The sequence below is a fragment of the Allobacillus salarius genome (assembly GCF_007559425.1).
Lineage (GTDB): Bacteria > Bacillota > Bacilli > Bacillales > Alkalibacillaceae > Allobacillus > Allobacillus salarius.
In genome coordinates, this window is the sequence record NZ_VMHE01000003.1 from 130,003 (window position 1) to 154,903 (window position 24,901).

General features: G+C 41.9%; 24 protein-coding genes. 5 read left to right on the plus strand and 19 right to left on the minus strand.

Translation table 11 applies throughout. From position 1 onward, the window contains the following. Positions 1–351: 351 nt before the first annotated feature. The 4 genes from FPQ13_RS03760 to gltB all read right to left on the minus strand — a co-directional run bounded on the left by FPQ13_RS03760 (position 352) and on the right by gltB (position 8,334). On the minus strand, positions 352–1,383 hold the full coding sequence (locus FPQ13_RS03760) for a nuclease-related domain-containing protein (protein WP_144087982.1): 1,032 nt from the start codon (positions 1,381–1,383) through the stop codon (positions 352–354). Between the two features lie 304 nt (positions 1,384–1,687). Then, on the minus strand, positions 1,688–2,182 hold the full coding sequence (locus FPQ13_RS03765; protein WP_144087983.1) for a VanZ family protein: 495 nt from the start codon (positions 2,180–2,182) through the stop codon (positions 1,688–1,690). 137 nt (positions 2,183–2,319) lie between these two features. Further along, positions 2,320–3,801, minus strand: a complete 1,482-nt coding sequence (locus FPQ13_RS03770) for a glutamate synthase subunit beta (protein WP_144087984.1) — start codon at positions 3,799–3,801, stop codon at positions 2,320–2,322. 15 nt (positions 3,802–3,816) lie between these two features. Next, positions 3,817–8,334, minus strand: a complete 4,518-nt coding sequence (gene gltB / locus FPQ13_RS03775) for a glutamate synthase large subunit (protein WP_144087985.1) — start codon at positions 8,332–8,334, stop codon at positions 3,817–3,819. A gap of 161 nt (positions 8,335–8,495) precedes the next feature. Here gltB and gltC point away from each other — a divergent pair, with 161 nt between their 5' ends. After that, the gene (gltC, locus tag FPQ13_RS03780) at positions 8,496–9,401 is read left to right on the plus strand and encodes a glutamate biosynthesis transcriptional regulator GltC (protein ID WP_144087986.1); all 906 of its coding nucleotides are present in this window, start codon (positions 8,496–8,498) and stop codon (positions 9,399–9,401) included. A 145-nt stretch (positions 9,402–9,546) separates the two neighbouring features. After that, the gene (locus tag FPQ13_RS03785; RefSeq protein ID WP_144087987.1) at positions 9,547–9,741 is read left to right on the plus strand and encodes a hypothetical protein; all 195 of its coding nucleotides are present in this window, start codon (positions 9,547–9,549) and stop codon (positions 9,739–9,741) included. A 94-nt stretch (positions 9,742–9,835) separates the two neighbouring features. Here FPQ13_RS03785 and FPQ13_RS03790 read toward each other — a convergent pair whose 3' ends face one another. The 5 genes from FPQ13_RS03790 to FPQ13_RS03810 all read right to left on the minus strand — a co-directional run bounded on the left by FPQ13_RS03790 (position 9,836) and on the right by FPQ13_RS03810 (position 14,841). Then, positions 9,836–10,888, minus strand: coding sequence for a DctP family TRAP transporter solute-binding subunit (locus tag FPQ13_RS03790; protein ID WP_186279539.1), 1,053 nt, complete (start codon positions 10,886–10,888; stop codon positions 9,836–9,838). Positions 10,889–10,905: 17 nt separating this feature from the next. Continuing rightward, positions 10,906–12,186, minus strand: a complete 1,281-nt coding sequence (locus FPQ13_RS03795; RefSeq protein ID WP_144087989.1) for a TRAP transporter large permease — start codon at positions 12,184–12,186, stop codon at positions 10,906–10,908. Further along, complete coding sequence (locus tag FPQ13_RS03800) at positions 12,183–12,857, minus strand: TRAP transporter small permease (protein ID WP_144087990.1); 675 nt, start codon at positions 12,855–12,857, stop codon at positions 12,183–12,185. Before FPQ13_RS03800 ends, FPQ13_RS03795 begins: the two co-directional genes overlap by 4 nt. A gap of 213 nt (positions 12,858–13,070) precedes the next feature. Further along, positions 13,071–13,925 carry a fumarylacetoacetate hydrolase family protein gene (locus FPQ13_RS03805; protein WP_144087991.1) on the minus strand — a complete coding sequence of 285 codons (855 nt, stop codon included), beginning with the start codon at positions 13,923–13,925 and terminating at the stop codon, positions 13,071–13,073. Between the two features lie 19 nt (positions 13,926–13,944). Beyond that, positions 13,945–14,841 carry an AEC family transporter gene (locus tag FPQ13_RS03810; RefSeq protein ID WP_144087992.1) on the minus strand — a complete coding sequence of 299 codons (897 nt, stop codon included), beginning with the start codon at positions 14,839–14,841 and terminating at the stop codon, positions 13,945–13,947. 222 nt (positions 14,842–15,063) lie between these two features. On the opposite strand from FPQ13_RS03810, the gene FPQ13_RS03815 reads away from it, so the two are divergent. Continuing rightward, positions 15,064–15,822: a tyrosine-protein phosphatase gene (locus FPQ13_RS03815; RefSeq protein ID WP_246065335.1), complete on the plus strand. Its 759-nt coding sequence runs from the start codon at positions 15,064–15,066 to the stop codon at positions 15,820–15,822. A 43-nt stretch (positions 15,823–15,865) separates the two neighbouring features. Beyond that, positions 15,866–16,612, plus strand: coding sequence for a metallophosphoesterase family protein (locus FPQ13_RS03820; protein WP_144087994.1), 747 nt, complete (start codon positions 15,866–15,868; stop codon positions 16,610–16,612). Positions 16,613–16,639: 27 nt separating this feature from the next. Here the strand turns inward: FPQ13_RS03820 and FPQ13_RS03825 are convergent, their stop codons facing one another. Both FPQ13_RS03825 and FPQ13_RS03830 read right to left on the minus strand, forming a co-directional pair. Beyond that, complete coding sequence (locus tag FPQ13_RS03825; protein WP_144087995.1) at positions 16,640–17,176, minus strand: chromate transporter; 537 nt, start codon at positions 17,174–17,176, stop codon at positions 16,640–16,642. A gap of 3 nt (positions 17,177–17,179) precedes the next feature. Further along, entirely contained in the window at positions 17,180–17,743 is a 564-nt protein-coding gene (locus FPQ13_RS03830) for a chromate transporter (protein ID WP_144087996.1), read from the minus strand. A 316-nt stretch (positions 17,744–18,059) separates the two neighbouring features. Here FPQ13_RS03830 and FPQ13_RS03835 point away from each other — a divergent pair, with 316 nt between their 5' ends. Further along, positions 18,060–18,509 (plus strand): Lrp/AsnC family transcriptional regulator, encoded by a 450-nt coding sequence (locus FPQ13_RS03835; RefSeq protein ID WP_144087997.1) that lies wholly within the window; start codon positions 18,060–18,062, stop codon positions 18,507–18,509. A gap of 56 nt (positions 18,510–18,565) precedes the next feature. Here FPQ13_RS03835 and FPQ13_RS03840 read toward each other — a convergent pair whose 3' ends face one another. From FPQ13_RS03840 to FPQ13_RS03875, 8 genes are all read right to left on the minus strand, one after another. Further along, entirely contained in the window at positions 18,566–20,179 is a 1,614-nt protein-coding gene (locus FPQ13_RS03840) for a gamma-glutamyltransferase family protein (RefSeq protein ID WP_144087998.1), read from the minus strand. A 392-nt stretch (positions 20,180–20,571) separates the two neighbouring features. Further along, positions 20,572–21,357, minus strand: a complete 786-nt coding sequence (locus FPQ13_RS03845) for a zinc ribbon domain-containing protein (RefSeq protein WP_144087999.1) — start codon at positions 21,355–21,357, stop codon at positions 20,572–20,574. 150 nt (positions 21,358–21,507) lie between these two features. Further along, positions 21,508–21,960, minus strand: coding sequence for a DUF2188 domain-containing protein (locus FPQ13_RS03850; RefSeq protein ID WP_144088000.1), 453 nt, complete (start codon positions 21,958–21,960; stop codon positions 21,508–21,510). Between the two features lie 75 nt (positions 21,961–22,035). Next, positions 22,036–22,236 carry a hypothetical protein gene (locus FPQ13_RS03855; protein ID WP_144088001.1) on the minus strand — a complete coding sequence of 67 codons (201 nt, stop codon included), beginning with the start codon at positions 22,234–22,236 and terminating at the stop codon, positions 22,036–22,038. Positions 22,237–22,250: 14 nt separating this feature from the next. Beyond that, positions 22,251–22,676, minus strand: a complete 426-nt coding sequence (locus FPQ13_RS03860; protein WP_144088002.1) for a hypothetical protein — start codon at positions 22,674–22,676, stop codon at positions 22,251–22,253. Next, positions 22,666–22,878, minus strand: coding sequence for a helix-turn-helix transcriptional regulator (locus FPQ13_RS03865; RefSeq protein ID WP_144088003.1), 213 nt, complete (start codon positions 22,876–22,878; stop codon positions 22,666–22,668). Before FPQ13_RS03865 ends, FPQ13_RS03860 begins: the two co-directional genes overlap by 11 nt. A gap of 140 nt (positions 22,879–23,018) precedes the next feature. After that, a complete protein-coding gene (gene panF, locus FPQ13_RS03870) occupies positions 23,019–24,479 on the minus strand; it encodes a sodium/pantothenate symporter (protein ID WP_144088004.1) in 1,461 nt (486 codons plus the stop codon). After that, the gene (locus tag FPQ13_RS03875; protein WP_144088005.1) at positions 24,476–24,757 is read right to left on the minus strand and encodes a YhdT family protein; all 282 of its coding nucleotides are present in this window, start codon (positions 24,755–24,757) and stop codon (positions 24,476–24,478) included. Before FPQ13_RS03875 ends, panF begins: the two co-directional genes overlap by 4 nt. Positions 24,758–24,901: the final 144 nt, after the last annotated feature.

The following is a 24,901-nucleotide window of genomic DNA, read 5'->3' on the forward strand; positions in this document are numbered from 1 at the left end:
AATTGAGCAACCTCCGTCTGATTCGGGGGTTGTTTTTTTGTTTAGTCGGGTGGGTGGAGCGCTTTGTCGGGTGGCTCGCCCCTGTTCGTCGGGTGGTTGGATTCGTCTGTCGGGCGGCTGGAGCCGTTTATCGGGTGGCTGGAACCGTTTGTCGGGCGGCTCGAACGCTGCGTCGGGCGGCTGGAACCGCTTGTCGGGCGGCTCGAACGCTGCGTCGGGCGGCTGGAACCGTTTGTCGGGTGGCTCGAACGCTGCGTCGGGTGGCTGGAACCGTTTGTCGGGCGGCTTGAACGCTGGGTCGGGCGGCTGGAACCGCTTGTCGGGCGGCTCGCTCACCTGGTTATATTTCATTCACCTACTTTTTCTTCTAGTTTGCAAGAATTTTGTAATCACGTTTAGATATTCAAAGTCAGTTTTATAATCATACGATAAACGGTGTTTAATAACATTCGTTTTCCCGACTAACTCACTAGAATTCCTTCTAAGAATATCTCTCGCGGTATATCTAGATGTTAAGCCAGTAAACTCACGAAACTCTCGATTACTGACCTCACTGCTTATGAGCAAAAAATAATCTTTTAAAGAATTTTCATGAGCCGTTCGATCTCGATAGCCACATGGGCATCGCCACCGATATTGCATCATTTTCATTCCTAATCTTCCACATTGTAAACAGTAGACTCCTCTTAACAATTCATTTTTGGATACTCGGTTCTTTTCTAAAATATTCGGCAAGTACGGTTTATGTTGTTGGATTAGTTTGTGAGTTATTTCATTTATACTTCTCGGGGAGATGATATTCTTTTCGTATTTAGCATCTAATTCGCGGAATAAGGAAGGTAGACGTTGCAGTGATACGACTTTTTCTGCGTGGTGATTATTCGTAGCGTCGATTCGCAGCCTTGTTCGTGGGTTAGTCATAACGACAAACGATTCAATTGGAAGTTCTGGAAATCCATTGGCATTAAACCAATTAGATAGCTGATATACTTGCTCCTCAACTTGAAGAACAGGATCATCATAAACTTTATATTCTTCGTCTATACGCTGCACGACCTGATGTGCCACTTGATCAAAAGTCAGGTCAGAACTATAATACTTTGATTCTAATATAAGCATGAATTTTGATGTCAGTATAAGATAATCAATTTGAAAGTAATTTGAATCTATGGAGAGCCGGATGTTCGGCAGGCTAACTTTGCGGATTGGAAATTTACTAAGCGGATATAGCAATCTACTTTCACCATATAAACCGGCGAGTTCATTATTCATTTTCTTCTCGATGTATGCGAATTGGTCATGGCTTTGTGGGATTCGATGATAGAGTGCTTGAAGCATAAGTACATGGGGTGGAACATTGTGAGGTATTTTACTCGTGGACAATTTGGTAATCTCTCCTTTTTATTATTCTAATTTAAATTATAGTTAAAACTAGCGGTTAAGCAAGGGGTATTTAGTCTGTAATCAGGCGGGTGGCGCGTTGCATTGGGCGGCTAGGGCTCGTAATCGGGCGGGTGGAGTCGTTTGTCGGGTGGCTGGAACGCTGCATCGGGCGGCTAAAACCGTTTGTCGGGTGGCTGGAGCTCGTAATCGGGTGGCTGGAACGCTGCGTCGGGTGGCTGCAACCGTTTGTCGGGCGGCTTGGCGCGCTTCGTCAGGCAGCTGGAACCACCCATCGAGCGAACGGCTACCCTTTCCTCCGCTTCTTCCACCAAACAAACAAGCCACAAAACAGCAAACCGACCAACGCCCCGACGCTATCAATCGCTACATCGAAATAATAGGGCGTTCGCTCGGGTGTGAAGCTTTGATTCAACTCATCAACGATCGCAAAGTGAACGGTAAGCATCCATGCAAATGCGAGGCTGATTGATAATTTCATTGAGGTCGTTTTTTGCAAGGCAAAAAACATCAATATAGCCAACACAAAATAGACGCCGAAGTGAGTGAGCTTTCGAATTAAGAATTCAGTGAATGGCAAGAGTCCGTTCGCCTCGACGCTTCGGATTTCTCCATAGTATTGAAATTCGATCAAGCGCAAGACTGGCTCCAAGCTCTCAGCGATTGTCAAAAAACTTAAAGCCGGTTTGATATCTTGTTCACTCGACGGCATGGATGATGTATAAAAAATGACAGCTGCCCAACTCAGGGGGAGCATCCAATAAAGTAAAATTCGTTTCATAAAATCCACCAATCATTTCAAAGCAAAGTAGCATGTATGTTAATTATAGCTAATTTTTAAGCCGTATGTAATATCATAATGAATCAAAAAAATTCCCGAATAAAAGAGCGTCGCACTCTTTCATTCAGGAAAAACTCCTAGCTCACAAAATCAATTGACTTCAAAAATTGATGACACTGTTCAGCAACTTCTCGGCCTTCACGAATTGCCCAGACGACTAAGCTTTGGCCACGACGTGCATCGCCTGCTGCGAAAACTCCGTCTAAATTCGTCCGGTAATCTTGATCACTTCCGACCGTCCAGACGCGTCCACGTTCATCTCTTTTCAACCCGAATGATTCCAACACGGCTTGTTCTGGTCCTGTAAATCCGATGGCAATTAAAACGAGATCCGCCTTCCAAACTTTTTCTGTTCCAGGTATTTCTTTAACAACAAGCTCGCCGTTCTCTCTCACTTTCTCAACGTCTAACGTGTGCAAGGCTTTCACATGGCCTGAATCATCCATCTCAAAGGACTGCGTCAACACTTCATATTTTCGTGGGTCTTCACGAAAAATTTCTGTCGCTTCCTTATAACCATACTCCAATTCAAATGTCATCGGAAATAAAGGCCATGGGTTATCGTCCGTGCGGTCATCTGGCAAGGCTGGGTGCTTCCCGAATTGGACGACTCGGTTACAGCCTTGGCGAATCGCTGTCGCAACACAGTCGGCTCCGGTATCACCACCACCAATCACAACGACATTCTTATCTTTAGCATGAATCGGTGCATCATCTGGACTACTTTCAAGCGCTTTTGTCGCACCGGTTAAATAGTCCATCGCAAAATGAATACCTTTCGCTTCCCGACCTTCTATTTCAGTATTGCGAGGATTTTGGGCACCAGTACAAACGATCACCGCATCATACTGATCCTGCAATTCATCGGTGGAAAGATTGACACCAATTTCCGTGTTACATTGAAAGTCAATGCCCGCTGCTTTCATTAATCCAATCCGTCGGTCAATCGTTTCCTTCTCAAGCTTCATATTCGGAATTCCGTACATCAGCAAGCCGCCGGGTCGGTCGTCTCGCTCATAGATCGTCACTCGATGTCCGTACTCATTCAACTGCTCAGCTGCAGCTAATCCAGCTGGACCTGAACCGACAACAGCCACCTTATAGTCTGAATAAGCCGCTGGTCGTTTGGCTGTCACCCAACCTTCATCAAAACCACGCTCAATAATCTCATTTTCAATCGATTTGATCGTCACTGGTTGATCGTTGATGCCAAGCACACATGAGCCTTCACAAGGAGCCGGACAGACTCGCCCTGTAAATTCCGGAAAATTGTTCGTTTCATGCAGCCTCTCTAGAGCCGTTTTCCAATCGCCGTCACTGACCAACTCATTCCACTCCGGAATAAAATTATTGACTGGACAGCCGACCATATCGCGATCCCACTCGGTTCCTGTATGACAAAATGGCGTGCCGCAGTCCATACAACGAGCAGCCTGCTTTTTCAACTCGCCTTCTTCATATCGCTCGACATACTCTTCCCAGTCTTTAATCCGCTCCATCGGGTCCCTTTTCGTTTGATCTTTTCTGGAAAACTCCATGAATCCGGTTATATAGCCCATCTGGTCTCCCTCCTTTTAAACAGATGTTTCAACCTTCGATCCATCCGTTGATTTTTGTTTCAACACTTCCTTGAACTCTTTCGGGATGACTTTCAAAAATTGTGAAACACCCACGTCCCAATTCGTTAACAACTGCTTCGCTTTCCTGCTTCCTGTATAACGAACATGCTTCATCAACATGTGATAAACGTCATCAATTTCTTCTTGTTCCGTCAACTTTTCAAACAAAACGAGTTCACGGTTACAGCGTTTCTTCGCTTCGTCGGCTTTGGGAGCCCACAAATAAGCAGTTCCTCCAGACATACCGGCAGCAAAATTCTTGCCGATTTCACCTAAGACAACTACCCGACCACCCGTCATATATTCACAGCCATTGTCACCGACACCTTCAACAACCGCTTCGACACCACTATTCCGAACGGCAAAACGTTCACCCGCCGCTCCGTTAATATACGCTTCTCCTGAAGTCGCACCGAACAAGGCGACGTTTCCAATCAACACTTCACCCATGCGATGAAGGGCTGGTGGTTGATGTGGCTTCAAGATTAGTTTTCCGCCGGATAAGCCTTTTCCGACGTAATCATTCGCGTCACCTTTCAGCGTTAAACTCATTCCACGTGGCACAAACGCACCGAAACTTTGCCCGGCAGATCCATGGAAATTCAATTGAATTGTGTCCTCCGGCAAACCTGCTTCACCATGTTTCTTAGTCACTTCATAACCTAAACGCGTTCCGACCGACCGGTTCATGTTCGTTATTGGAAGTTCAAGTTCGACAGGTTCACGTCTCTCAATCGCTTCTGTCGTATTCGGTATCAACTCGAACACATCGATATGTTGTTCGTCATAATGATTGATCGCGACCCGCTCAAGCTTTTTCCACTCTTCATCCGTTTGAAGCAACAACGAGCTTAAGTCTAATTGTTTTGCTTTTGGATGCGACTCTTTTCGATCAGAAACCTTCAATAAATCCGTTCGACCGATCAATTCATCCATCGTACGTACACCGAGACGTGCCATCCATTCGCGAACTTCTTCTGCAATAAACGTCATATAATTCACGACATGATCCGCTTCACCTTCAAATCGCTTACGCAAGTCAGGGTTTTGCGTCGCAATGCCAACCGGGCACGTATCTAAATGGCAGGCACGCATGAGGATACAACCCATCACGACCATTGGTGCTGTCGAAAAGCCGAACTCCTCTGCACCGAGAAGCGCCGCTTTTACGACGTCTTTGCCCGTTGAAAGCTTTCCATCCGTTTCCAATACGACTTGGTGGCGTAAACCGTTTAACACGAGTGTTTGGTGAGCTTCTGCCAAACCAATTTCCCATGGCAGTCCGGCGTGTCGAATCGATGTTTTTGCACTTGCACCTGTTCCGCCTTCATAACCACTAATTAAAATAACGTCCGCTAACCCTTTCGCAACACCAGCTGCAATCGTGCCAACACCTGTTTTTGCGACTAATTTCACACTGACACGTGCATTCGGATTCGCATGTTTTAAGTCATAAATTAATTGAGCAAGATCTTCAATCGAATAAATATCGTGATGTGGCGGTGGTGAAATTAAGCCGACACCAGGCGTTGATTTTCGGACTTCCGCAATCCACGGATGAACTTTTTTCCCTGGCAAATGTCCGCCTTCACCAGGCTTTGCCCCTTGCGCCATTTTGATTTGAATTTCATTGGCGTTCGTCAAATAATGACTCGTTACACCGAAACGCCCAGAAGCAACTTGCTTGATCGCCGACCGACGAAAATCACCGTTTCGATCGCGTGTAAAACGGTCCGGATTTTCCCCTCCTTCACCGCTATTGCTTTTACCACCGATTCGGTTCATCGCAATCGCCAATACTTCGTGCGCCTCTTCGCTTAATGCACCATAAGACATGGCACCTGTTTTAAACCGCTTAAAAATCTGCTCAATCGGTTCTACCTCTTCTAACGGAATTTTGTAATCCAAATCGCCATCAATCTCAATCAAATCACGCAAATATGTCGGCTTTTCATTATCCATTAAGCTGGAAAATTCATCGTACAACGTTCTACTGTTCATCCGTGCGGCGTGCTGGAGTTTATGAATCGTTTTCGGGTTAAACGAGTGGTATTCTCCATCGCTACGCCATTGCAAATCACCACCAGCTGGTAGATGTTTCCGAGCATTTTCATATGCATATCTTTGACGCATCAGCGATTCTTCAGCAATCGTCGTTAAATCAATTCCACCTAGCTGCGACTGTGTCCCGTAAAAATATCTATCAATCACCGCCTCACTGATCCCAATCGCCTCAAAAATCTGTGCGCCTCGGTAACTTTGAATCGATGAGATTCCCATTTTTGACATAACTTTCACAATGCCTGAAGTCGCTGCAGATACATAGCGGTCGACTGCTTTATGATAGGAAAATCCTTTGATTTGGCCACTGTCTATCATATTTTCGATGGAACGATAAGCAAGGTATGGATAAATCACATCGACGCCGTAACCGAGCAAGACACTGAACTGATGGACATCACGTGCTTCTGCAGTCTCCAACAATATGGATGCCTTCGTCCGAAGTCCAGTGCGAACTAAATGATGATGCAATCCTGCAACCGCCAACAATGACGGAATCGCTACATGATTCGCATCTACATCACGGTCAGATAATACAATCATCGAGACACCTTGCTCAATCGCTGAACTGACTTCTGAAAACAGATCATTCAAGGCGTTTTCCATTCCGTGATTTCCTGACTGAACCGAATAACAAAGTGAAAATTTCTCAAATCGAAAATCACTCCGACTATTATGAATCACAGCGTCGAACTCAAACTTCTTCAAAATTGGTGAATATAAACGAATTCGCTTACAGTGCTCTTTCCCGTCCATTAAAAAATTCTCTTTAGGACCAAGATAAGTCGTCGTCGACGTAACCCCTTTTTCCCGAATCGCATCAATTGGCGGGTTCGTCACTTGGGCAAACAACTGTTTAAAATAATTGAACAACAGCTGGGGCTGTTCGGATAACACCGCAAGTGGCGTATCATTTCCCATGGAACCGATCGGATCTTTTTTCTCCATCACCATCGGCAACATATTTTTATACAACTCTTCCTTCGTATAGCCATTAGCGAGCTGTATTTTCCGAAGTGTTTCATCATCGATCGGTTCATCGTATTTATCATTAACCGAACCTTGTAACTGAATGAGCGAGTCATTCAACCAATCACGGTACGGATATTTCATAGCCAGTCGCCGTTTTAACTCATCATTCAATTCAATTTTTCCTTCCATTATATCGATTAGGATCATCTCACCCGGTGCCAAGCGACCTTTTTGCACGATGGCATTTGGATCAATATCCAACACACCGACTTCGGATGATAAAACGATTCGGCGATCATCCGTGACGTAAAAGCGCGCAGGACGCAAACCGTTTCGGTCAATCGATGCTCCGATTTGCCTTCCATTCGAATAAGCAAGCGCAGTTGGTCCGTCCCACGGTTCCATAATCGTGCTTAAATATTCATACGCCGCTCGCTCTGGATCCTTCATCGCTTCATTTAAATCCCAAGCCTCTGGTATGATCATCATCGCTGTTTCCGCCATCGAACGGCCATTCATCGTTAAATACTCAAACGCCTGATCGAGCATTCCTGAATCACTGGAATGTTCATCAATGACCGGGAGAAGCTCCTTGTGCCGCTCTTCATACACGCTCGAAACGGCTGCATTCTCTCGGGCACGCATCCAGTTCAAGTTTCCTTGAATCGTATTGATCTCCCCATTATGCATCACCATCCGATTCGGATGCGCCCGTTCCCAAGACGGAAATGTATTCGTGCTATAACGAGAATGAACCATCCCCATATTTGTTTTGGCCAACGGATTGGCAAGATCCAAATAAAAAGCCGCCAGTTCTTCCGGTGCAAGCATTCCTTTATAAACGATGATGCTCGGTGAAAGACTTGCAAAATAAAAAGGCCCTTCCTTTAGCTCATGACTCGCTTCTGCTTTTTGCTCCATCCGTCGTCGAGCCAAATAAAGCCCTTGTTCAAAGGCTTTCAGTTGATAAATTTGAGCTGGTTTTCGAATAAATACTTGCATGATTGTCGGCATCGATTGCTTCGCGCTGTCGGTTAATATCGTTTCATTTACAGGAACCTCACGCCAACCAATCAATGGTAAATTCTCTTCATCCAATGTTTCTTCAATCATTTGAATGGCTGCTTGTCTTCGTCTTTCCTCGTTCGGTAAAAAAAGCATACCTACTGCATAGTCATTTTTAGGAGGAAGCATCACATTCCATTCTTTTCGAAATAATTCATCGAAAACTTCAACCATTAATCCTGCCCCATCACCCGTTTTACGGTCAGACCCACGGCCACCACGATGATCAAGCCGACGTAAAATCGTAATCGCATCACCGACCATTTTATGTGTCGATTGGCCATCCAACTGGGCAATAAAACCGATACCACAAGCATCATGCTCATTGGCTGGGTTGTACAAACCTTGCTTCTTGGGAAGTCCTGTTTGAATCATTGTTTTCCTCCTCCTTCATCCGTACCAATATTCAGAAAATGGTATTTTCATCGTATGTGTTTTCTGTTATGCTTTCAATATATATATTCGATAAAAAGCATATCAAAACGAGATAGATGAAGTGCAAACGCTGATTTGATAGCGTTTGATGGAGGGAAAAGATGGAGCTTAGACAACTACATTACTTTAAAAAAGTCGCTGAATTGGAGCACATGAGTGATGCGGCGGTTGAATTACATGTCGCTCAATCTGCCGTCAGCCGACAAATTTCCAATCTTGAAGAAGAGCTTGGTGTACAACTATTTGTCCGCAGTGGGCGGAAGATTCACCTAACCCCTGTCGGAAAGATTTTCTTAGAACGAGTGAATCAATCTTTGTTGGAATTGGATAAAGGGAAGCGAGAGATCGAGGATTATCTAAACCCAGAGACAGGTGTCATTCGTGTCGGGTTGCCAAGCAGCTTGTCCGCCCGGTCGCTGTCGAAGGCAATTGCTGGCTTCAAAAAAGAACATCCGCATATCGGCTTCCAGCTATACGCCGGAGAGACGAAAGAGCTTGAACGGCATGTCATTGAAGGGCAAATCGATTTATCATTTATTTCGCCCGTGCCGACAGACCATTCACAGCTAAACGGAAATATTTTTTTCACCGAACAGGTCATAGCTTTATTGCCAAAGCACCATGAACTCGCGAACGAAACCGATCTTCGACTGAACCAGTTACGAAGCGAATCGTTTATTCTATTACCTGAAGGGAACGAGCTGCGTGACATTGCTGTTCGGGCCTGTCAGGAAGTCGGCTTCGACCCTGTCGTCGGGTTTGAAAACGAGGACATCGAGATGATCCAATCGCTCGTCAGCGCAGGACTTGGCATTAGCATGCTTCCGGAGATCTCTTTATCGAATCGTTTACGTAAAGAAACAACTGCTTTGAAAATTATCGACCCTAATGTCTTAAGAACAGTTGGATTGATTACACCGCGACATCGGAGCATTGGACCAACAGAACACGTCTTTTATGACTACATTACGAATTACTATGAGCAGCTGGACCAGTTTGGGTGGTAGATTGCCAGAAGGAGTGGCTTATCACCATTTTCAGATCGCATTGGTGGCGAACCGAGCGGCCGATAAATAAAAAACTTCCGCTAAAACAGCACACGTCTTATGGGTAAAGCGTTCCATCGATAAATCATGTGAAGCCATCGAAAAATTGATCGAAGCCGCCGATAAACCGAGTACAGCCGCTGAAAAACCGAGCGAAGCCGTCGATAAACCGAGCGAAGCCGTCGATAAACCGAGCGAAGCCGCCGATAAACCGGGAGAAGCCGTCGATAAACCGAGCGAAGCCGTCGAAAAATCGAGTGCAGCCGCCGAAATACCGAGCGAAGCCGTCGATAAATTTTAGATTTAATATAGAGGATAATTCTATTTTAAAATGTCGTCTGAAAGTTAAGGACGGTTATCAATCAGATAACCGCCCCAAAAGATAAAGACCTTATTCAATTTCCTTCCAGCTCCTGTATTTCCTTTTCCAGCGTATCGATAATCTCCCGTGCGCGTTCATTTCCAACCATATCGACATACTCTTCACGCACAGGCTTGCTTGATTCGCGAAATGCTTTACGTTGTTCCCCGGTCAATTCATTGATTTCAATATTACTTTCTTGTTTGATTGTTTCTAGATCTTCACTATTTTGCTCGTTTTGAATTTCGAATGATTTATCCTTCATTTCTTCCACGGTTTCATTAATCATTTGCTGCACATCTTCTGGTAATCCTTCATAATAATCTGGATTGATTGCTGTCGTCGTTACATACAGTGAATGCCTAGACAATGTCATATTGCTTTGCACTTCATAAAATTTCATTTGTTCAATGGCAAACATCGGGTTCGTTTGCCCGTCAATCATATTTAACTGAAGCCCACTATACACTTGTTCATAAGGCATTGGTGTTGGGTTCGCTCCATAGGCTTCATAGGATGAAACGATGAGCGGTGAAGGCATCGTCCGGAATCGGTTTCCTTCAAAATCGCTTGGTTGCTCTAACGCCTTATTCGCCGTCCAATGATTAAATCCTTCCGTCCAATATGATAAAACTTTAATTCGACGGTCAAGAAACGCTTCATTCATCGGACCGTAGAGCGCCTCGCTTTCATTCAGAACTTGCTTATTGATTTGCATATCATCAGAAAACAAGAAATGTAATAGCAATGCTTGTGATTCTGGCACCATCGTCCCAATATTACCCGGTGAAACGATTGCCATATCCACAGCACCAATCTGCAGTAATTCTGCTTGTGTCGTTGCATCCCCGAGCTGTCCTACTGGATAAATTTCTACGTGCACATCACCATTCGATTTCTCTTCAATAATTTTTTTAAATTCTTCGACATAACTTTGTTGGACGGAGTCGATCTGTTCTTCATGAACGAAGCGGATGACATGCTCCGGTCCTTTTTCTCCAGCTTCAGATACCGTATTACCCTGATTTCCACAAGCGGCGAGTAAAATAAAAGCCATTACGATCGAGAACAGATTTAGCTTTTTCATACCCATTCACCTTCTTTCTATTCGGAATAAAACATCTGGTACGCTGTAATGATTTCTGGAAATAAGATAAATAACGCAGATGCGACAAATAAAATTAAGATATATGGCCATATGCCTCGAATGACTTCTAAATATGGCTTTTCAAATACAGCTATAGCCGTGAAAATATCTACGCCAAAAGGCGGTGTTGCTGAGCCGATTGCAGCTTGTAACGTGACGATAACTCCTAAAGCGATCGGATCGACACCAGCATCCATCGCAACCGGATAAAATATCGGAGTCATAATAATGATGACGACGAGTGGGTCGACAAACATACACCCGATAAAGAAAAACACCGCAACGATAAATAACACATACGTAGCTGACGGATCAGCCCCAAGCACAGCAGAAGTCAACACTTCCGGTAATTTCGCGTAAGCTAGCACCCAGCTAAGTGCTGTTCCTGCAGCTACAAGAATAAAGACTGCCGCTGTAACAACTGCGGATGATTCGGCAATTTTCGGGATATCTTTCCATTTCACATCGCCGAAAACGAATACTTCCAAAATAAATGCATAAGCCACGGAAATGGCTGCCGCTTCTGTCGGACTAAAAATTCCTGTATAAATACCACCAACGACAACAATCGGAAAACCGAGCGGCAATAGCGCCTTCCGAAAAGCTGTCCATCGTTGTTTCCATGTTTGTTTCTCAATTCGTCCGATATCATTTTTACTAGCTAATAGAAAACTGTATAACGCGAACATCGCAAAAATAATAAGACCTGGTAAAATACCGGCGATAAAAAGTTCACCGACAGAAGTTCCTGTGACGACACCATAAACAATCATTGCGATACTCGGCGGAATAATTAGCGCCAAATCACTTGCATTGATAATTAATGGGATCGCCTGTGAATCTTTATATCCTTCCTTTATCATCCGTTCACGCGTTGGTTTCCCAACCGCAACAACCGTCGCTTGCGTCGAACCGGAAATGGACCCAAACAATGTACAAGCCGCTGCCGTGGTCACTGCATATCCGCCTCGTATATGGCCAATGAAGGCGCCAACAAAATCAAGTAATCTACTGGATGTTTTTCCTTTTGCCATAATGTCAGCAGCAAATATGAACATCGGAACAGCGAGTAACACAAACGTCTGAATCCCGAGAGAGAATTGCTGAATGAGCACCATTAAATTCAAATCAGGAAAATAAATAATGGCAATAAGTAATGGTGCAACGATCAATGGAATCATAATCGGAAATCCTAAAAATAATAAGAGAAACATAACCCCTAGCATAATCCATATCATTTTTTACGCCCCCCTTGATGCAAGCCTGGATTCTGCCTTTGCAGCTCCACATCCTTCTCACGCTTTTCGTTGTCTGCTGTCTCGGAAGGGGCTGTTTCACTCACTTCACTTCGATGAACAAATGAGTTATCTCCTCGTTCCCTTCTCCGTCTGATTTCCTTCAAAATCGGATCCTGTGTCCCATCAATCAGTTCTTTGTTACGGATATTCAAGACGGCTTCCATCGCATATTGGATTCCTGCGAAGAAAAATCCTAATGGAATAAAAATGGATACTAAGTAGTAGGGAACTTGCAAGGCTGGTGTCGTTCTTCCGGTCTCCATTAATATGGAAACGTATTGAACAGATAAGTAACTTAAGTAGAATAATAGAATGGATGTAAAAATAGTAACGAAAATAACGAGCGCTTTTCTCACTTTATACGGTAAAAACTCAACTATCGCTGTCATTTTCAAATGTCTGCCCCAACGAGCACAAAAGCTGAGACCGACAAACGTAATCAAAATGATCAGAAACTGCCCCACTTCTTCCGCAAATGTCCACGAATTGTTAAATACACTTCGCGCAATGACATTTCCTAGCAAAACAAGGGTGATGGCGATTAAAGCATAACTGATCATCCAGCCTTCTACTTTCGCTTGAATACGATCAATTTTTCTTAGCCAATTCATTAAAAGATGCCCCCCTAAATTCCTCGCTTCCTAACTCTTCTTCCAACATAAATACCCGCAATTTTACCCATTAAACTAGAAAAAGCTAGCGAATCAGAACCAGTTTTTCCCACACTTGGCGAATCACCTCTTATTTTGCAGAGCAAAAAAAGATGACCCCGAACTAGTCGAGATCATCTTTAACAATTGAGACTATTATTTTCTTTCCGCAGACTACTGCTCGCCAATCGGATTCTCAAGCGCCCCAATTCTCTCAATTTCTACGCGAACATTGTCTCCTTTTTTCAAAAACTTCGGTGGTTGATACCCTTTTCCAACACCGCTCGGCGTTCCTGTCGTAATAATATCACCTGGATACAACGTCATACCCGTTGATAATAATGACAATAAGTGAGGTACGTTAAAAATCATATCCTTTGTATTACCGTCTTGGCGCATTTCATCGTTTACATACGTGCGAATGGAGAGGTTATCTGGTTGAGCCACTTCATCTTTCGTCACAAGGACTGGCCCCATCGGACCGAATGTATCCAACGACTTGGCACGGAAAAACTGCTTATGCCGTTTTTGCAAGTCCCGAGCCGAAATGTCGTTCAAAATCGTGTAACCAAACACGTGATCCAAGGCTTTTTCCTCACTGAAATTCACACCTTGTTTTCCGATAATCACGGCCAATTCTCCCTCGTAATCCAACTCACTCGTTATTGCTTCGTGAGGGTCAACGGTTTCCCCATTGGCAATGATGGACGTCGGTGATTTCGAGAAAATGACCGGGTCTTTTGGTACGGCTTTTTCATCACGATTTTCATCCATCTCAATGGCATGATCGCGATAGTTTTTCCCGACACTAATAATATTTTTTTCTGGAATGTAAGGGGGACGAACATTTACTTCGTCGATTGAGATAGAATGCTTCATTTTATTTTCAAAATCAACGAACTGGAATCCTTGGATGACGGATAAAAGCGTCGGAAATAACTCGACCAATTTTGGATAATAGTCGATGCGATCCCCCTGTAAAACTCCCCAATAATGCTGATGATCGGTTTCAAAAGCGATAAATTTCATGGAGCCTCTCTCCTTTTCCTTATGTCAATATCCATAATAAACCAGATATCGTAAATATACTGAGTATTGTCGTGACTAACGTAATACTTGAAACTAAATCAGGTCGTGCACGAAACTCAAGTGCAAACATCGTTGTCGTTGCAGCGGTCGGCATGGCAGCGATCACAATCAACACTTTCCCGAGCAATTCAGGCATCGGAATGAGTAAGACAAACAACCATGTAATGAGTGGTGAAATAATCAATCGTAATGAAGAAGATAAAACCACTTTATGAATATCAAATTCACGGAATGCGATATTTGCGAGTTGCATACCAAGCCCGACCATCATGAGCGGGATGGCAACTGCAGCCAACATGTCAACGACTTCCATTGCCTGTGTCGCAAGCTCAATATTCAACCATTTCATTAAAAATGCGAATAGCATCGCATATGTTGCGGGCATTTTTAAAATAGTCAATAACGCTTGTCTCATGCCACTTACCCCGCGAGACGCATAATAGATACCGAAAAAATTCATTTGTATTGTTTGTATAGACATAAATAAGATTGCATAAACAAAAGCTTCTTCACCAAATGCAAACAAAATGACCGGTGATCCATAATTCCCAGCATTCATAAAAGCATTTGATAAAATCATACCACTTTCAACAGATCGTTCCCATTTAAATAACATGGATAAAATTTTGTTTATCAAAATCATCGCAAATAGAATGATGAAAGACATTATAACAATCGTGCTGAATTCCCCAGATAAATCTCTCGTATAGAAGGCTTCAAAAACGAGTGCCGGAACAAATATATAAATCGTAACAGCAGATACGGAGCGAACATCCATCTTACGGATTCGTTGCAAGACGTATCCGATCGCGAAAATGGATACAATCGGTAATATAACTTCAATAAAAATAGACAAGTAGCTGCATCTCCTATCCTTATTCTTCTTTCACTACTATAACGCATCATAAGCTTTGGTGAAATAGCGAGAAACGACACAACAGAAGGGCTCCGACAACTGGTGACAAAACTATCCAAAAAAACCTCCTTCACCTAGTTAAGGAAATATGATAGACTATTAATACAAAAAACTGTTAAATGATTAGTTACTTTTAACTAGGAGGGCTACATATTGATAGAAATGAATAGTCATATTTTACCGGGAAGGGGTGCTGGGCCTAAGTCCATCCACGAAAGTATACAGATGGCAAGGGATGCAACCAAGCATGGAATTCGCACTATTGTTGCAACACCAAGACACCTCGATGGTAATAATGATAATACAAAATTGGACATACTGAAGGATATCGTCCACTTCAGAAATGAACTGGAGCAAGCGAATATCCCGCTAACAGTGTTAGCAGGCCAGGAAATTCGATTATCATGGGATTTACTGGAGCGTTTAGAGAAAAATGAATTGCTTCCGATCAATGAAAAGTCCAACTATTTATTGATCGAGTTTCCAGTAAATCATATACCGAAGTTTTCCGAGCAAATTTTATTCGATTTACAAATGAAAGGGTTCATACCGGTCATTGCTCACCCGGAGAGAAACAATGAATTTTTAAAGAGACCACAATTTTTATATAATCTAGTCAAGAAGGGAATGCTCGTCCAACTGACAGCTGGTAGTGTCAACGGCCGATTCGGTAAGAAAGTCGCGAAATTCGCACATGAATTAATTGAAGCAAATTTAGTTCATTTCATTTCTTCTGAAGCGAATCATACGAGAAAGTATCCATTCGAATTAAAAGAAGCTTACGAAAAGATAGAAAAAAGCTTCGGTAAACAAATGCATTATTATTTTCTCGAGAATACACAAGCATTAATTGAAAATGAAACAATCTTTGCGGAACCACCTACTCGAATCAAAACGAAAAAGATCTTTGGTATTATATAATACAGAACGGTCAATAACGAAGATAAAGTGAGGATGGAAGCGGATGAATAGAAACCTTATGATCAGTGATATTCATGGACATTTGAATGCGTTTGAACAGTTACTTGAAAAGGTCGATTTTCAACCTGCAAGTGATCAACTAATCCTACTAGGAGACTATATTGACCGGGGTCCATCCAGTAAGGAAACAATTGAATTTGTCATGGATTTACAAGCGAATGGTGCAATTGCTTTACGCGGAAACCATGATGACTGGTTTCTCCAGTGGCTGCAAGACCCGAGTCAAGTATCGCCAAACTTTTTATTAAATGGTGGCATGGAAACGATCCAATCGTATATCGATGAGTTAGGTGATGAGTATTCATTGCAAGCACAAGCCGAATGGACTGCCTATATTCGAGATAATTATCCAACACATGTCGATTTTTTAAATGGATTACCTCTTTATTACGAACATGACGAATTGATCTGTGTTCATGCTGGCATTGACCCACTCCAAGTAAATTGGAAAAACACTTCAAAAGAAGACTTTTTATGGATTCGAAAAGAATTTCATAATAGCGTAATCGATTCCGACAAACCAATCATATTCGGTCATACACCAACAAAAGGATTACAAGCACATGCCGGCGTTTATTTTGACGACAATAAAATTGGTATCGATGGTGGCTATACATTCGGCTACCAACTCAACTGCTTAATATATGAACAAAATGAATTCACCGAAGTGGCTGTCACAAAAGAGGAAGTAGAGACTGGCATGACTCGACAATTATTTCCGAGGAAATAATTTTGTCGAACCATAACATTAATCATTTTAAGATAAGAAAACCGCTCCATAAGCCAGTGCACCAACAATAACGAATGCCGGGTGAATATTTAACCGTTCTAAAAACACAAAGCTTAACACAACCAAGATGATTGTATGAACAATACCTGCATCAAAATAAGATGTCTCAAAAAACTGGTAAGCTAAAACGGCCAATAACACCGCGATCGTCGGTCGAATTAATGATGTCATTCGTTTTACTTTCGGTGAATCTTTAAATTTATTCAAAAGATTGAGTAGAAGAATCATAGCAACTAACGTCGGTATAACGGTTGCCGCTAATGCAACCAATGAACCAAGTACCCCTGCTACCTCGAACCCAATATATCCAGCCATTTTCGTAGCGATCGGACCTGGAAGGGCATTTCCCATCGCCAGCACCTCACCAAACTCTTGACGAGTCATGAATTCATACCGCTGAACGACTTCAATTTCAATTAACGGAATAATCGCCGGACCGCCTCCGTACCCAACAATCCCTGGAATGAAAAAAGCTAGAAATAAATACCATAAATCCAAAAGCATCCGTTACACCTCCTTCCTCTTCGGCTTCGTCGTCAACGCATAAACAATCAATGCCCCAATTAATAGAACTGGATGCCAATTCAGCACAACATATACGATAATACTGACAACACTTAAACTAATCGCAATTGGTAAACCTAATCCTTTTATCGAATTTCTAAAAAAATTAAACGCCAACATAAAAAGGAGCACGCCGACAACTGGCGCGATTGCTTGTGTCATTCCTTGAACAATGGAAGAGTCACGAAAACTGACCAAAAAACTGATTAACGCGATCATCAGAAGTACTGTTGGAAGCACCGCCGCAATCAAAGCACCGATCATCCCAGTAAATCCACCAATCCGGTAACCGATATAACCAGCCATTTTTGTCATAATCGGCCCTGGCAGTGAGTTTCCGAGTGCTAACACATTGCCAAACTCTTGGTCATCCATCCATTTATACTGTTGAACGACTTCTTTATGAACTAATGGAATTGTGGATGGACCTCCACCATATCCAAGTAGTCCTGTTCGTAAAAAACTAATGAATAAATCTTTATTGACAGACCATTTTGATTTTGTCATTATGGCATCCCCCTTTCACTTTCTTTATTACTTAGGCTCATATATTTTAGAATTAGGCTTATATATCTTTCATTTCGGCTCATATAAATCGATTTCTAACCTATAACGGGGCTCGATGATCGCATAAGTTAATTCTATAGGAACATATTTAAAACTTTTAGGCACATATATATTTAGCTAGCCAATCGATTTTATAAACACGGATAATAGAACTTCATCAAAGTGACATCAAATCACTTTATTTTCAAACAAAAAGTGACAGAACAATCAATTTTCTTTATAATAGAATTAATTAACAAGAAACGTGGTGAACATTTTGAAACTGACTGATACGGATTTAAAAATTCTCAATATGCTCAGTGACAACGGCCGCATGTCATATGTCGACTTGGCAAAAGAATTGGATCTTTCACGTGTCGCTGTACGAGACCGAATCAATCAAATGCAAGAAGCGGGCATTATTGAAAAATTTAGTGTCGTCATCAACTCCGAAAAAGTCGGCAAAGGCGTTTCTGCATTTTTCAATGTTGACTGTGAACCGAATTCACTCGTTTATGTCGCCGAAAAACTAGCTGAAAATCCAAATGTCGCAAGCTGTTACCAAATGACTGGTCCAAGTACATTACATACCCATGTACTCGTGGAAGATTTCACGAGTTTGGAAAAATTTATCAACGAAGAGCTATATGCACTTGAAGGAATCAGCCATGTAGAAAGTCATATTTTGCTTCGTCGCTTCAAGAGCCGAACCGGATTGAAGCTATAGAGATAATCTCCTGTCTCATGATGAAGAGACAGGAGATTTTTTATGCATATTACATCTTACCACGCTGCAATGGAACCATCCGTACGCATTTCTGTTCCGCCAGCCAATACACCTGTTTCTGGATCGCGACAAATAATTTGTCCCCGACCGAAATCCCCGTGGTCAACTTCGCGAATAATATGATGTCCTTTTCGTTGCAACGCTTGTGCTAGATGTTCAGGGAACGATGGATCGACTTTTATTTGCTTGTCCTTAATCCACTGCCAACGCGGTGCATCTAATGCTGCTTGTGGGTTCAACCGGAAATCGATCATATTCATGACCACTTGCGCATGTCCTTGTGGTTGCATAAACCCACCCATCACACCAAATGGACCAACCGGTTGATCTCCTTTAGAGAGGAAGCCAGGTATAATCGTGTGATACGTTTGTTTTCCAGGCTTCAACACATTCACATCGTTTTCGTCCAAGGAGAATGTATGTCCTCTGTTTTGCATTGCAATTCCTGTACCAGGTACGACAATTCCTGAACCAAAGCCCATATAATTACTTTGGATAAAGGAAACCATATTCCCTTCTCCATCTGCGGTTGATAAGTATACCGTACCACTGCTCTTCGGCTCGCCCGCTTCAGGCAAAATCGCTTCCTCGCCAATCAATGAACGACGCTCTTCAGCATATTGTTCAGACAATAGATCATTGACGCGAACTTTCATCTCTTTATCTTCCGTTATATGCTTCAGTCCATCTGTAAAAGCTAGCTTCATCGCTTCCATTTGTTTGTGGTATGTATCCACGCATTCTTTTTCCGTAAATTCAAAGCCTTTCAACATGTTTAGCGCCATAAGTGCGATAAGTCCTTGACCATTTGGTGGAATCTCCCAAACGTCATAGCCACGGTAATTCACCTTAATCGGATCCACCCACTTCGGCTCATAAGCTGCAAGGTCTTCTTTGGACAAAAATCCACCGTTCTCTTGGAAAAATGCATCGATTTGATCGGCAATATTTCCACGGTAAAATGATTCAGCTTTCGTTTCGCCGATTTCTTTCAATGTTTTTGCATGACCTTCTGATTTCCACATCTCTCCGATTTTTGGCGCACGCCCATCTGGAGCGAATGTTTCAAACCAATGATCGAATTCTTTTTCTGTAAAGATCTCTTTAAATTTATTCACTGCTTTTTCCCAATTATGGCCGAGTACCGGTGTCACTGGATACCCTTCCGTAGCATAGCGAATGGCTGGTTCCATCAGTTCTGCAAAGTCTAGTTTTCCAAAACGCTCGGATAAAGCAGCCCATGCTGACGGTGCACCTGGTACTGTAACAGGTGTCATTCCAAATGTCGGCATCTCTTCATGACCTTTTTCTTTCACTCGATCAACGGAGATTGCAGCTGGAGCACCACCACTAGCGTTCAATCCATATATTTCATCTTTGATCCAAACGAGTGCGAATGCATCTCCTCCAATTCCATTTGAAGTCGGCTCGACAACGGTCAACGCCGCTGCTGTCGCAATTGCGGCATCAACCGCATTCCCCCCTTTTTTCAACATGTCTAATCCAGCCTGTGCAGCAAGCGGTTGGGATGTTGCTACCATACCATTTCGACTATATACCGTATTCCGTTTAGAAGCATACGGGTGATAACGCGCATCATAATGAACCAATACGATCTCTCCCTTAATCTGTATTTTACAAAATGTTTGAATTATTACTATCATCATACCATAACTTTATTATTTTTCATCATTTATTTTCTTTTTGATAGCGTTTTCTTTAAATAAAATGTGTTTTTGTTCAATTCTTTTCTGTCTAGCTTGCATTTTGAGTACTGTAAAAATGCCATTTGGGCACATAAATTTTAATTCAGGTTGTATATTTGAACAATTAAGTCCCATATAATCTTAAATTGGGACCATAAAAGAAAAATTTAGGCGCATATCCACCAATCAAAGGAGTATATATCTGCAAAGCAGGCACATACCCATCTTTCTCATAAAAAATCCTACTACCATTTTTTGGTAGTAGGATTTAGAGTTGTTAGTTTTCAAACCCAATTCTAGAAATAAAGCATTTCATTTAAAAATTGGTTGATAAATAGATTTTCAGATACAATTTTTAAGTATAAAAATGTTCCCAAGTAAAAGAGCAATACACCATAAAAACCATCTATTCCCTTATCCTTGTTATGAACATAACTGTAGATGACAAACGTTGCAGCGATAAATAAACCGATAAAGCCTAGGAAAAACACATAGAAAAAGACCGAAAACATTTTCAAGCTGACGATTAATAAAGATAACAACATGATTGCCGTTGGGATCACCATTAATGCGCCAAACCGACCGACAACAGATTTTATATGCAGATCTTTAACACTTGGCTTAACAACTGCAAAGATTATTCCAACTGCAACAGCGACAAATAGTAAAATAAAGAAAAATGGCTTAAAAAACATAGTGCCGAATGGAACAGATGGTCCAAAATAACCCATACCCATTGAACTCGCTAATGCTTTCATTCCGAAATAAAAAGTCAGTGGGATAAATAAGGAAAATAGTACAAGCGTAATCAGCCCATTAACAAAGTTGCTTTCATCTTCTGCTTTTCCATGACGCATTGGGCTTTTTACGATATGTACGAGATGTTGCCAATAGCCTTTCGCCAATTCTTTTCCTTGTTCTGCGTAGTCATTCGTTGATGAGCCATCAGCAGTTGCTGCACTCTCTTCTTTGGCTGCGACTACTGGACTTTCAGTGCTACTTTCCAACTGTGTGCCACATGACGTACAAAACTTACTGTCTTCACTCACTTCCGTTTGACAGTTTTGACAAACTTTCTTCATTGCTAAATTCCCCCTTTTCAACTTTACAATTTCAATTATATCACTTCTATGAATATTTAGAACTATAAAAAGGGATTGACAAATAGACCGTATAGCCTAAAGTAGTTTTCTATCAAAAAAATCACCTACCTACTCGGCAGGTGATTCTATTTATTTATATGAAATTGTATCTTGTTTATTACCATCTTGATCCTGAACGATGACTTTTGACTCTTTATTCTCAGCAATCTCTTTTGCCCGTTCAATGGCATCTTGTTTCTTATCAAACACTTGGTCAGCTCGTTCTGCCCCAACCGTTTGAGCAGCCCAACCATCTTCATGCGGTTTAACGAGCACATCATTGTCGAGAAGGTCTAAGTCTGTATCATTTTCATCATCTTCATGATCTTGTAATGTTGAATTACTGACGTTTTTCATTTCGTCTTTTTCACTTTTACTTGCACCGTCAGCCCATTCTTTCGCTTGGTCAGTTGCGATTGGAATGGCGCGATCTTCATCATATCCTTCTTCAATCATGGCATTGGCAATTTCAATTGCTTTATTTCTCGTCGCTTCATCAAAGTTCTTCAATGAACTAGGATAGTCATTTTTATCCCAAGGCATATGATCATCTCCTTTGGCCTTTCTTTAAAAAATTGCCAAGTTCATCGTTTTCTAAACATTTGCCTAGTGGTAAAACTATTTCGCTCTTTTCAAAACTATCCCATAGAAAATGCTCAGTACGCCAAAAATGATGATGAGCGTAATTAAAATAATTATGCTAGCTACATACCATTTCGTAGAGTCGAAACCGAATCTTTCGACGCCACCCGCAACCAAATAACTGACGATAAAAGCTCCCAGCGCAAAGCTAACGACTTTAATTAATTGATTCATCATAACTCCTATCTCCCTTACATCATTTCTTCATTTTTAATCACTTGAAAAGCATAATACTCTACGAAAATTAAATATAATCCGCCTAATGTAAAAAAGGATACTTTATTCATAAACCCGAATAACGCTAGCCCTATTAATACAAACGGAATCGAAACTGCCATCAAGTTGAACGTTTTCGCTTTCGCCGACTGATAAATTGCCATTATCCGCTCATCTTTTTCTTCGATTCGTTGCTGCTTCGTTTTGTTTTTTTCATAAAAAATCGGTACTGTTGCAATCATGATCAAAAAAACGCCCATAAATACGATGGCAAATGGAGCATAGTCAATTTGTGGAATGGATACACCTAACTCCTCAACACCCACGATTCCTAAAGCTACGCCAAGTATAAGCAGCAAACCACCGATCACTTCAAGTGACCAAAACAGTTTAAGATTCATCATTTTCACCTCTTTCATCAATAAAAATTTCCTCGATGGCCATATCAAAGTATCTCGCAATCTTGAAAGCGAGTTGCAACGACGGATCATACCTGCCATTTTCAATCGATCCAATCGTTTGACGAGTTACTTCAAGCACATCGGCCAACTCTTGCTGATTCATACGATGTTGTTTTCTAATTTCAGTTAATCTGTTTTTCATATACCTATCCCCAAATTGGAAAGTTTACTTTCCATTTAACTATAACTAATTATTCGCAAAATGTAAAGCTTACTTTCCATTTATATTTAAAGAAAATACCTGATGGACAATTACGCCCACCAGGTTCGTTTACAATCGCTTTATTTCGCTTGATATACTGAAAAATAAAATGGCTCGCGTTTAAATAATAAACTAACGCCAACAAAAGTAATCAATGAAAATAATACCGGTAATGTTACCGTATGAACATCGAATAACGCGCCATTCGCGGTATTGTATAAATGAATAACTATATATGAGCCGATGCCGACAACCATCGATGCAATCGCTCCATGCTTGTTTGCATATTTCCAATAAAGCCCGAAGACGACCGGCCAAATGAACGCAGCTTCCAACCCACCGAACGCAAATAGATTTAAATAGATCAATAACTCTGGTGGATTGACAGACATCACAAACACGATAATTCCAATAATCGCGGTAAATCCGATACTTACTTTTTTGACATGTTTGTAAGATGCATCTGGTTTTATATAGTTAATGTAAATATCTTTCACGACTGCTGAACTAACCAATAACAGTAATGAATCGACTGTCGACATGATCGCGGCCAGCGGTGCTGCAAGAACAATACCTGCAACCCATGGTGGCAACGTTTCCAATGCAATTAACGGAATGACTTGGTCCGCCACTTCAATGCCCGGCAATACAGGACGCGCGAACACACCAATTAAGTGCATATTCAACATAATTAGTCCAACAACAATAGTTCCGATTACCAATGCCCGGTGCATCGAACGTGAATTACTATAGGACATCGCACGCACAGCGACTTGTGGTAACCCAATTACACCGACACCGACTAAGATCCAGAAAGAAGATACATAAGCAGCTGATAGATTACCATCATTCCCAAAAGGTGTTACTAGATTCGGATTTTCTGAGACTAAATCATTGAATATGTTCTGCACGCCTCCACCTGCAATCACAACGGCTACCAATAGAATCAGCGTTCCGATGAACATAATAATCCCTTGCATCGCATCCGTCACTGCGACGGCGCGGAATCCACCAATAACTACATAAATCAAAACCGCAACGGCAAAAATGAATAACGCCCCTGTATAACTTAAATCCGTCAGCGATTCGATTAAATGCGCGCCGCCAATCCATTGAGCCGCCATAGCAGAGAATAAGAAAATGACGACACTAATTGCCGAAAGTAATACGACAGTCGTGCTTTGATAACGTTCTTTCAAAAAATCAATCAGTGTGACTGATTTCATTTTCCGCGTAACAATCGCGAATTTTTTCCCTAAAACGAGTAAAACAAAATAACCGGTGACAACCTGAGACATCGCTAATAAAACCCATCCTAAACCAATATCATAAGCTGCACCAGGACCTCCAAGAAAACTCGATGAACTTCCATATGTAGCAGACATCGTCATCGCCAATACAAGGCCACCTAACTGTCTATTCCCCAGATAGTAATCGCTTAGAAATGAACTTGAATCATTCATCCGGCGACTCGACCAAATACCAATCACAAAAATAATCACTAATAATCCCAGTAACGGACCGAGAACTGCCCAATTCATGACGGATTCCCCTCCTCATCTTCATCGAAGGGAACTTCCTTCAAGAAAAATTTCGTTACAATCATAACTAATAAAATCATGATAAAGACACCGATAATACAGCTCCAAAAAAACCAAGCTGGAAAACCGAAAACATACGTATATTCTTCCGGTGGCTTGGAACCTAATCCATACGCAAAGCCATACCACCAAATAAAGTTAAAAACGGCCAGTCCACATCCGATCAATGCGTCCCGATTCGCAATGTTAAATCGCCAATCTTGATCAGGTCTCTTCATTGGCGAAGCCCCCCTATTAAAAAACTACTTACAGCCATTTTAGACGATGAAAAACGAAAAAGCATTATATTTGAATCAATTTCATAAATCTTAGCCCTTACAGGGCAAGGGTTTCAAAACACAAAAAAGGAAGTACCTCCCCAA

What these genes read in the sequence shown, in the direction of transcription:
- FPQ13_RS03855 (WP_144088001.1), bottom strand. Translation starts at nt 22,236, where the DNA reads ATGATGAATCAATTAATTAAAGTCGTTAGCTTTGCGCTGGGAGCTTTT.
- gltB (WP_144087985.1), bottom strand. Translation starts at nt 8,334, where the DNA reads ATGATTCAAACAGGACTTCCCAAGAAGCAAGGTTTGTACAACCCAGCC.
- FPQ13_RS03805 (WP_144087991.1), bottom strand. Translation starts at nt 13,925, where the DNA reads ATGAAATTTATCGCTTTTGAAACCGATCATCAGCATTATTGGGGAGTT.
- FPQ13_RS03850 (WP_144088000.1), bottom strand. Translation starts at nt 21,960, where the DNA reads ATGCCTTGGGATAAAAATGACTATCCTAGTTCATTGAAGAACTTTGAT.
- gltC (WP_144087986.1), top strand. Translation starts at nt 8,496, where the DNA reads ATGGAGCTTAGACAACTACATTACTTTAAAAAAGTCGCTGAATTGGAG.
- FPQ13_RS03815 (WP_246065335.1), top strand. Translation starts at nt 15,064, where the DNA reads ATGAATAGTCATATTTTACCGGGAAGGGGTGCTGGGCCTAAGTCCATC.
- FPQ13_RS03845 (WP_144087999.1), bottom strand. Translation starts at nt 21,357, where the DNA reads ATGAAGAAAGTTTGTCAAAACTGTCAAACGGAAGTGAGTGAAGACAGT.
- FPQ13_RS03820 (WP_144087994.1), top strand. Translation starts at nt 15,866, where the DNA reads ATGAATAGAAACCTTATGATCAGTGATATTCATGGACATTTGAATGCG.
- FPQ13_RS03825 (WP_144087995.1), bottom strand. Translation starts at nt 17,176, where the DNA reads ATGCTTTTGGATTTATGGTATTTATTTCTAGCTTTTTTCATTCCAGGG.
- FPQ13_RS03790 (WP_186279539.1), bottom strand. Translation starts at nt 10,888, where the DNA reads ATGAAAAAGCTAAATCTGTTCTCGATCGTAATGGCTTTTATTTTACTC.
- FPQ13_RS03865 (WP_144088003.1), bottom strand. Translation starts at nt 22,878, where the DNA reads ATGAAAAACAGATTAACTGAAATTAGAAAACAACATCGTATGAATCAG.
- FPQ13_RS03860 (WP_144088002.1), bottom strand. Translation starts at nt 22,676, where the DNA reads ATGAATCTTAAACTGTTTTGGTCACTTGAAGTGATCGGTGGTTTGCTG.
- FPQ13_RS03830 (WP_144087996.1), bottom strand. Translation starts at nt 17,743, where the DNA reads ATGACAAAATCAAAATGGTCTGTCAATAAAGATTTATTCATTAGTTTT.
- FPQ13_RS03765 (WP_144087983.1), bottom strand. Translation starts at nt 2,182, where the DNA reads ATGAAACGAATTTTACTTTATTGGATGCTCCCCCTGAGTTGGGCAGCT.
- FPQ13_RS03875 (WP_144088005.1), bottom strand. Translation starts at nt 24,757, where the DNA reads ATGAAGAGACCTGATCAAGATTGGCGATTTAACATTGCGAATCGGGAC.
- FPQ13_RS03770 (WP_144087984.1), bottom strand. Translation starts at nt 3,801, where the DNA reads ATGGGCTATATAACCGGATTCATGGAGTTTTCCAGAAAAGATCAAACG.
- FPQ13_RS03800 (WP_144087990.1), bottom strand. Translation starts at nt 12,857, where the DNA reads ATGAATTGGCTAAGAAAAATTGATCGTATTCAAGCGAAAGTAGAAGGC.
- FPQ13_RS03795 (WP_144087989.1), bottom strand. Translation starts at nt 12,186, where the DNA reads ATGATATGGATTATGCTAGGGGTTATGTTTCTCTTATTATTTTTAGGA.
- panF (WP_144088004.1), bottom strand. Translation starts at nt 24,479, where the DNA reads ATGAATTGGGCAGTTCTCGGTCCGTTACTGGGATTATTAGTGATTATT.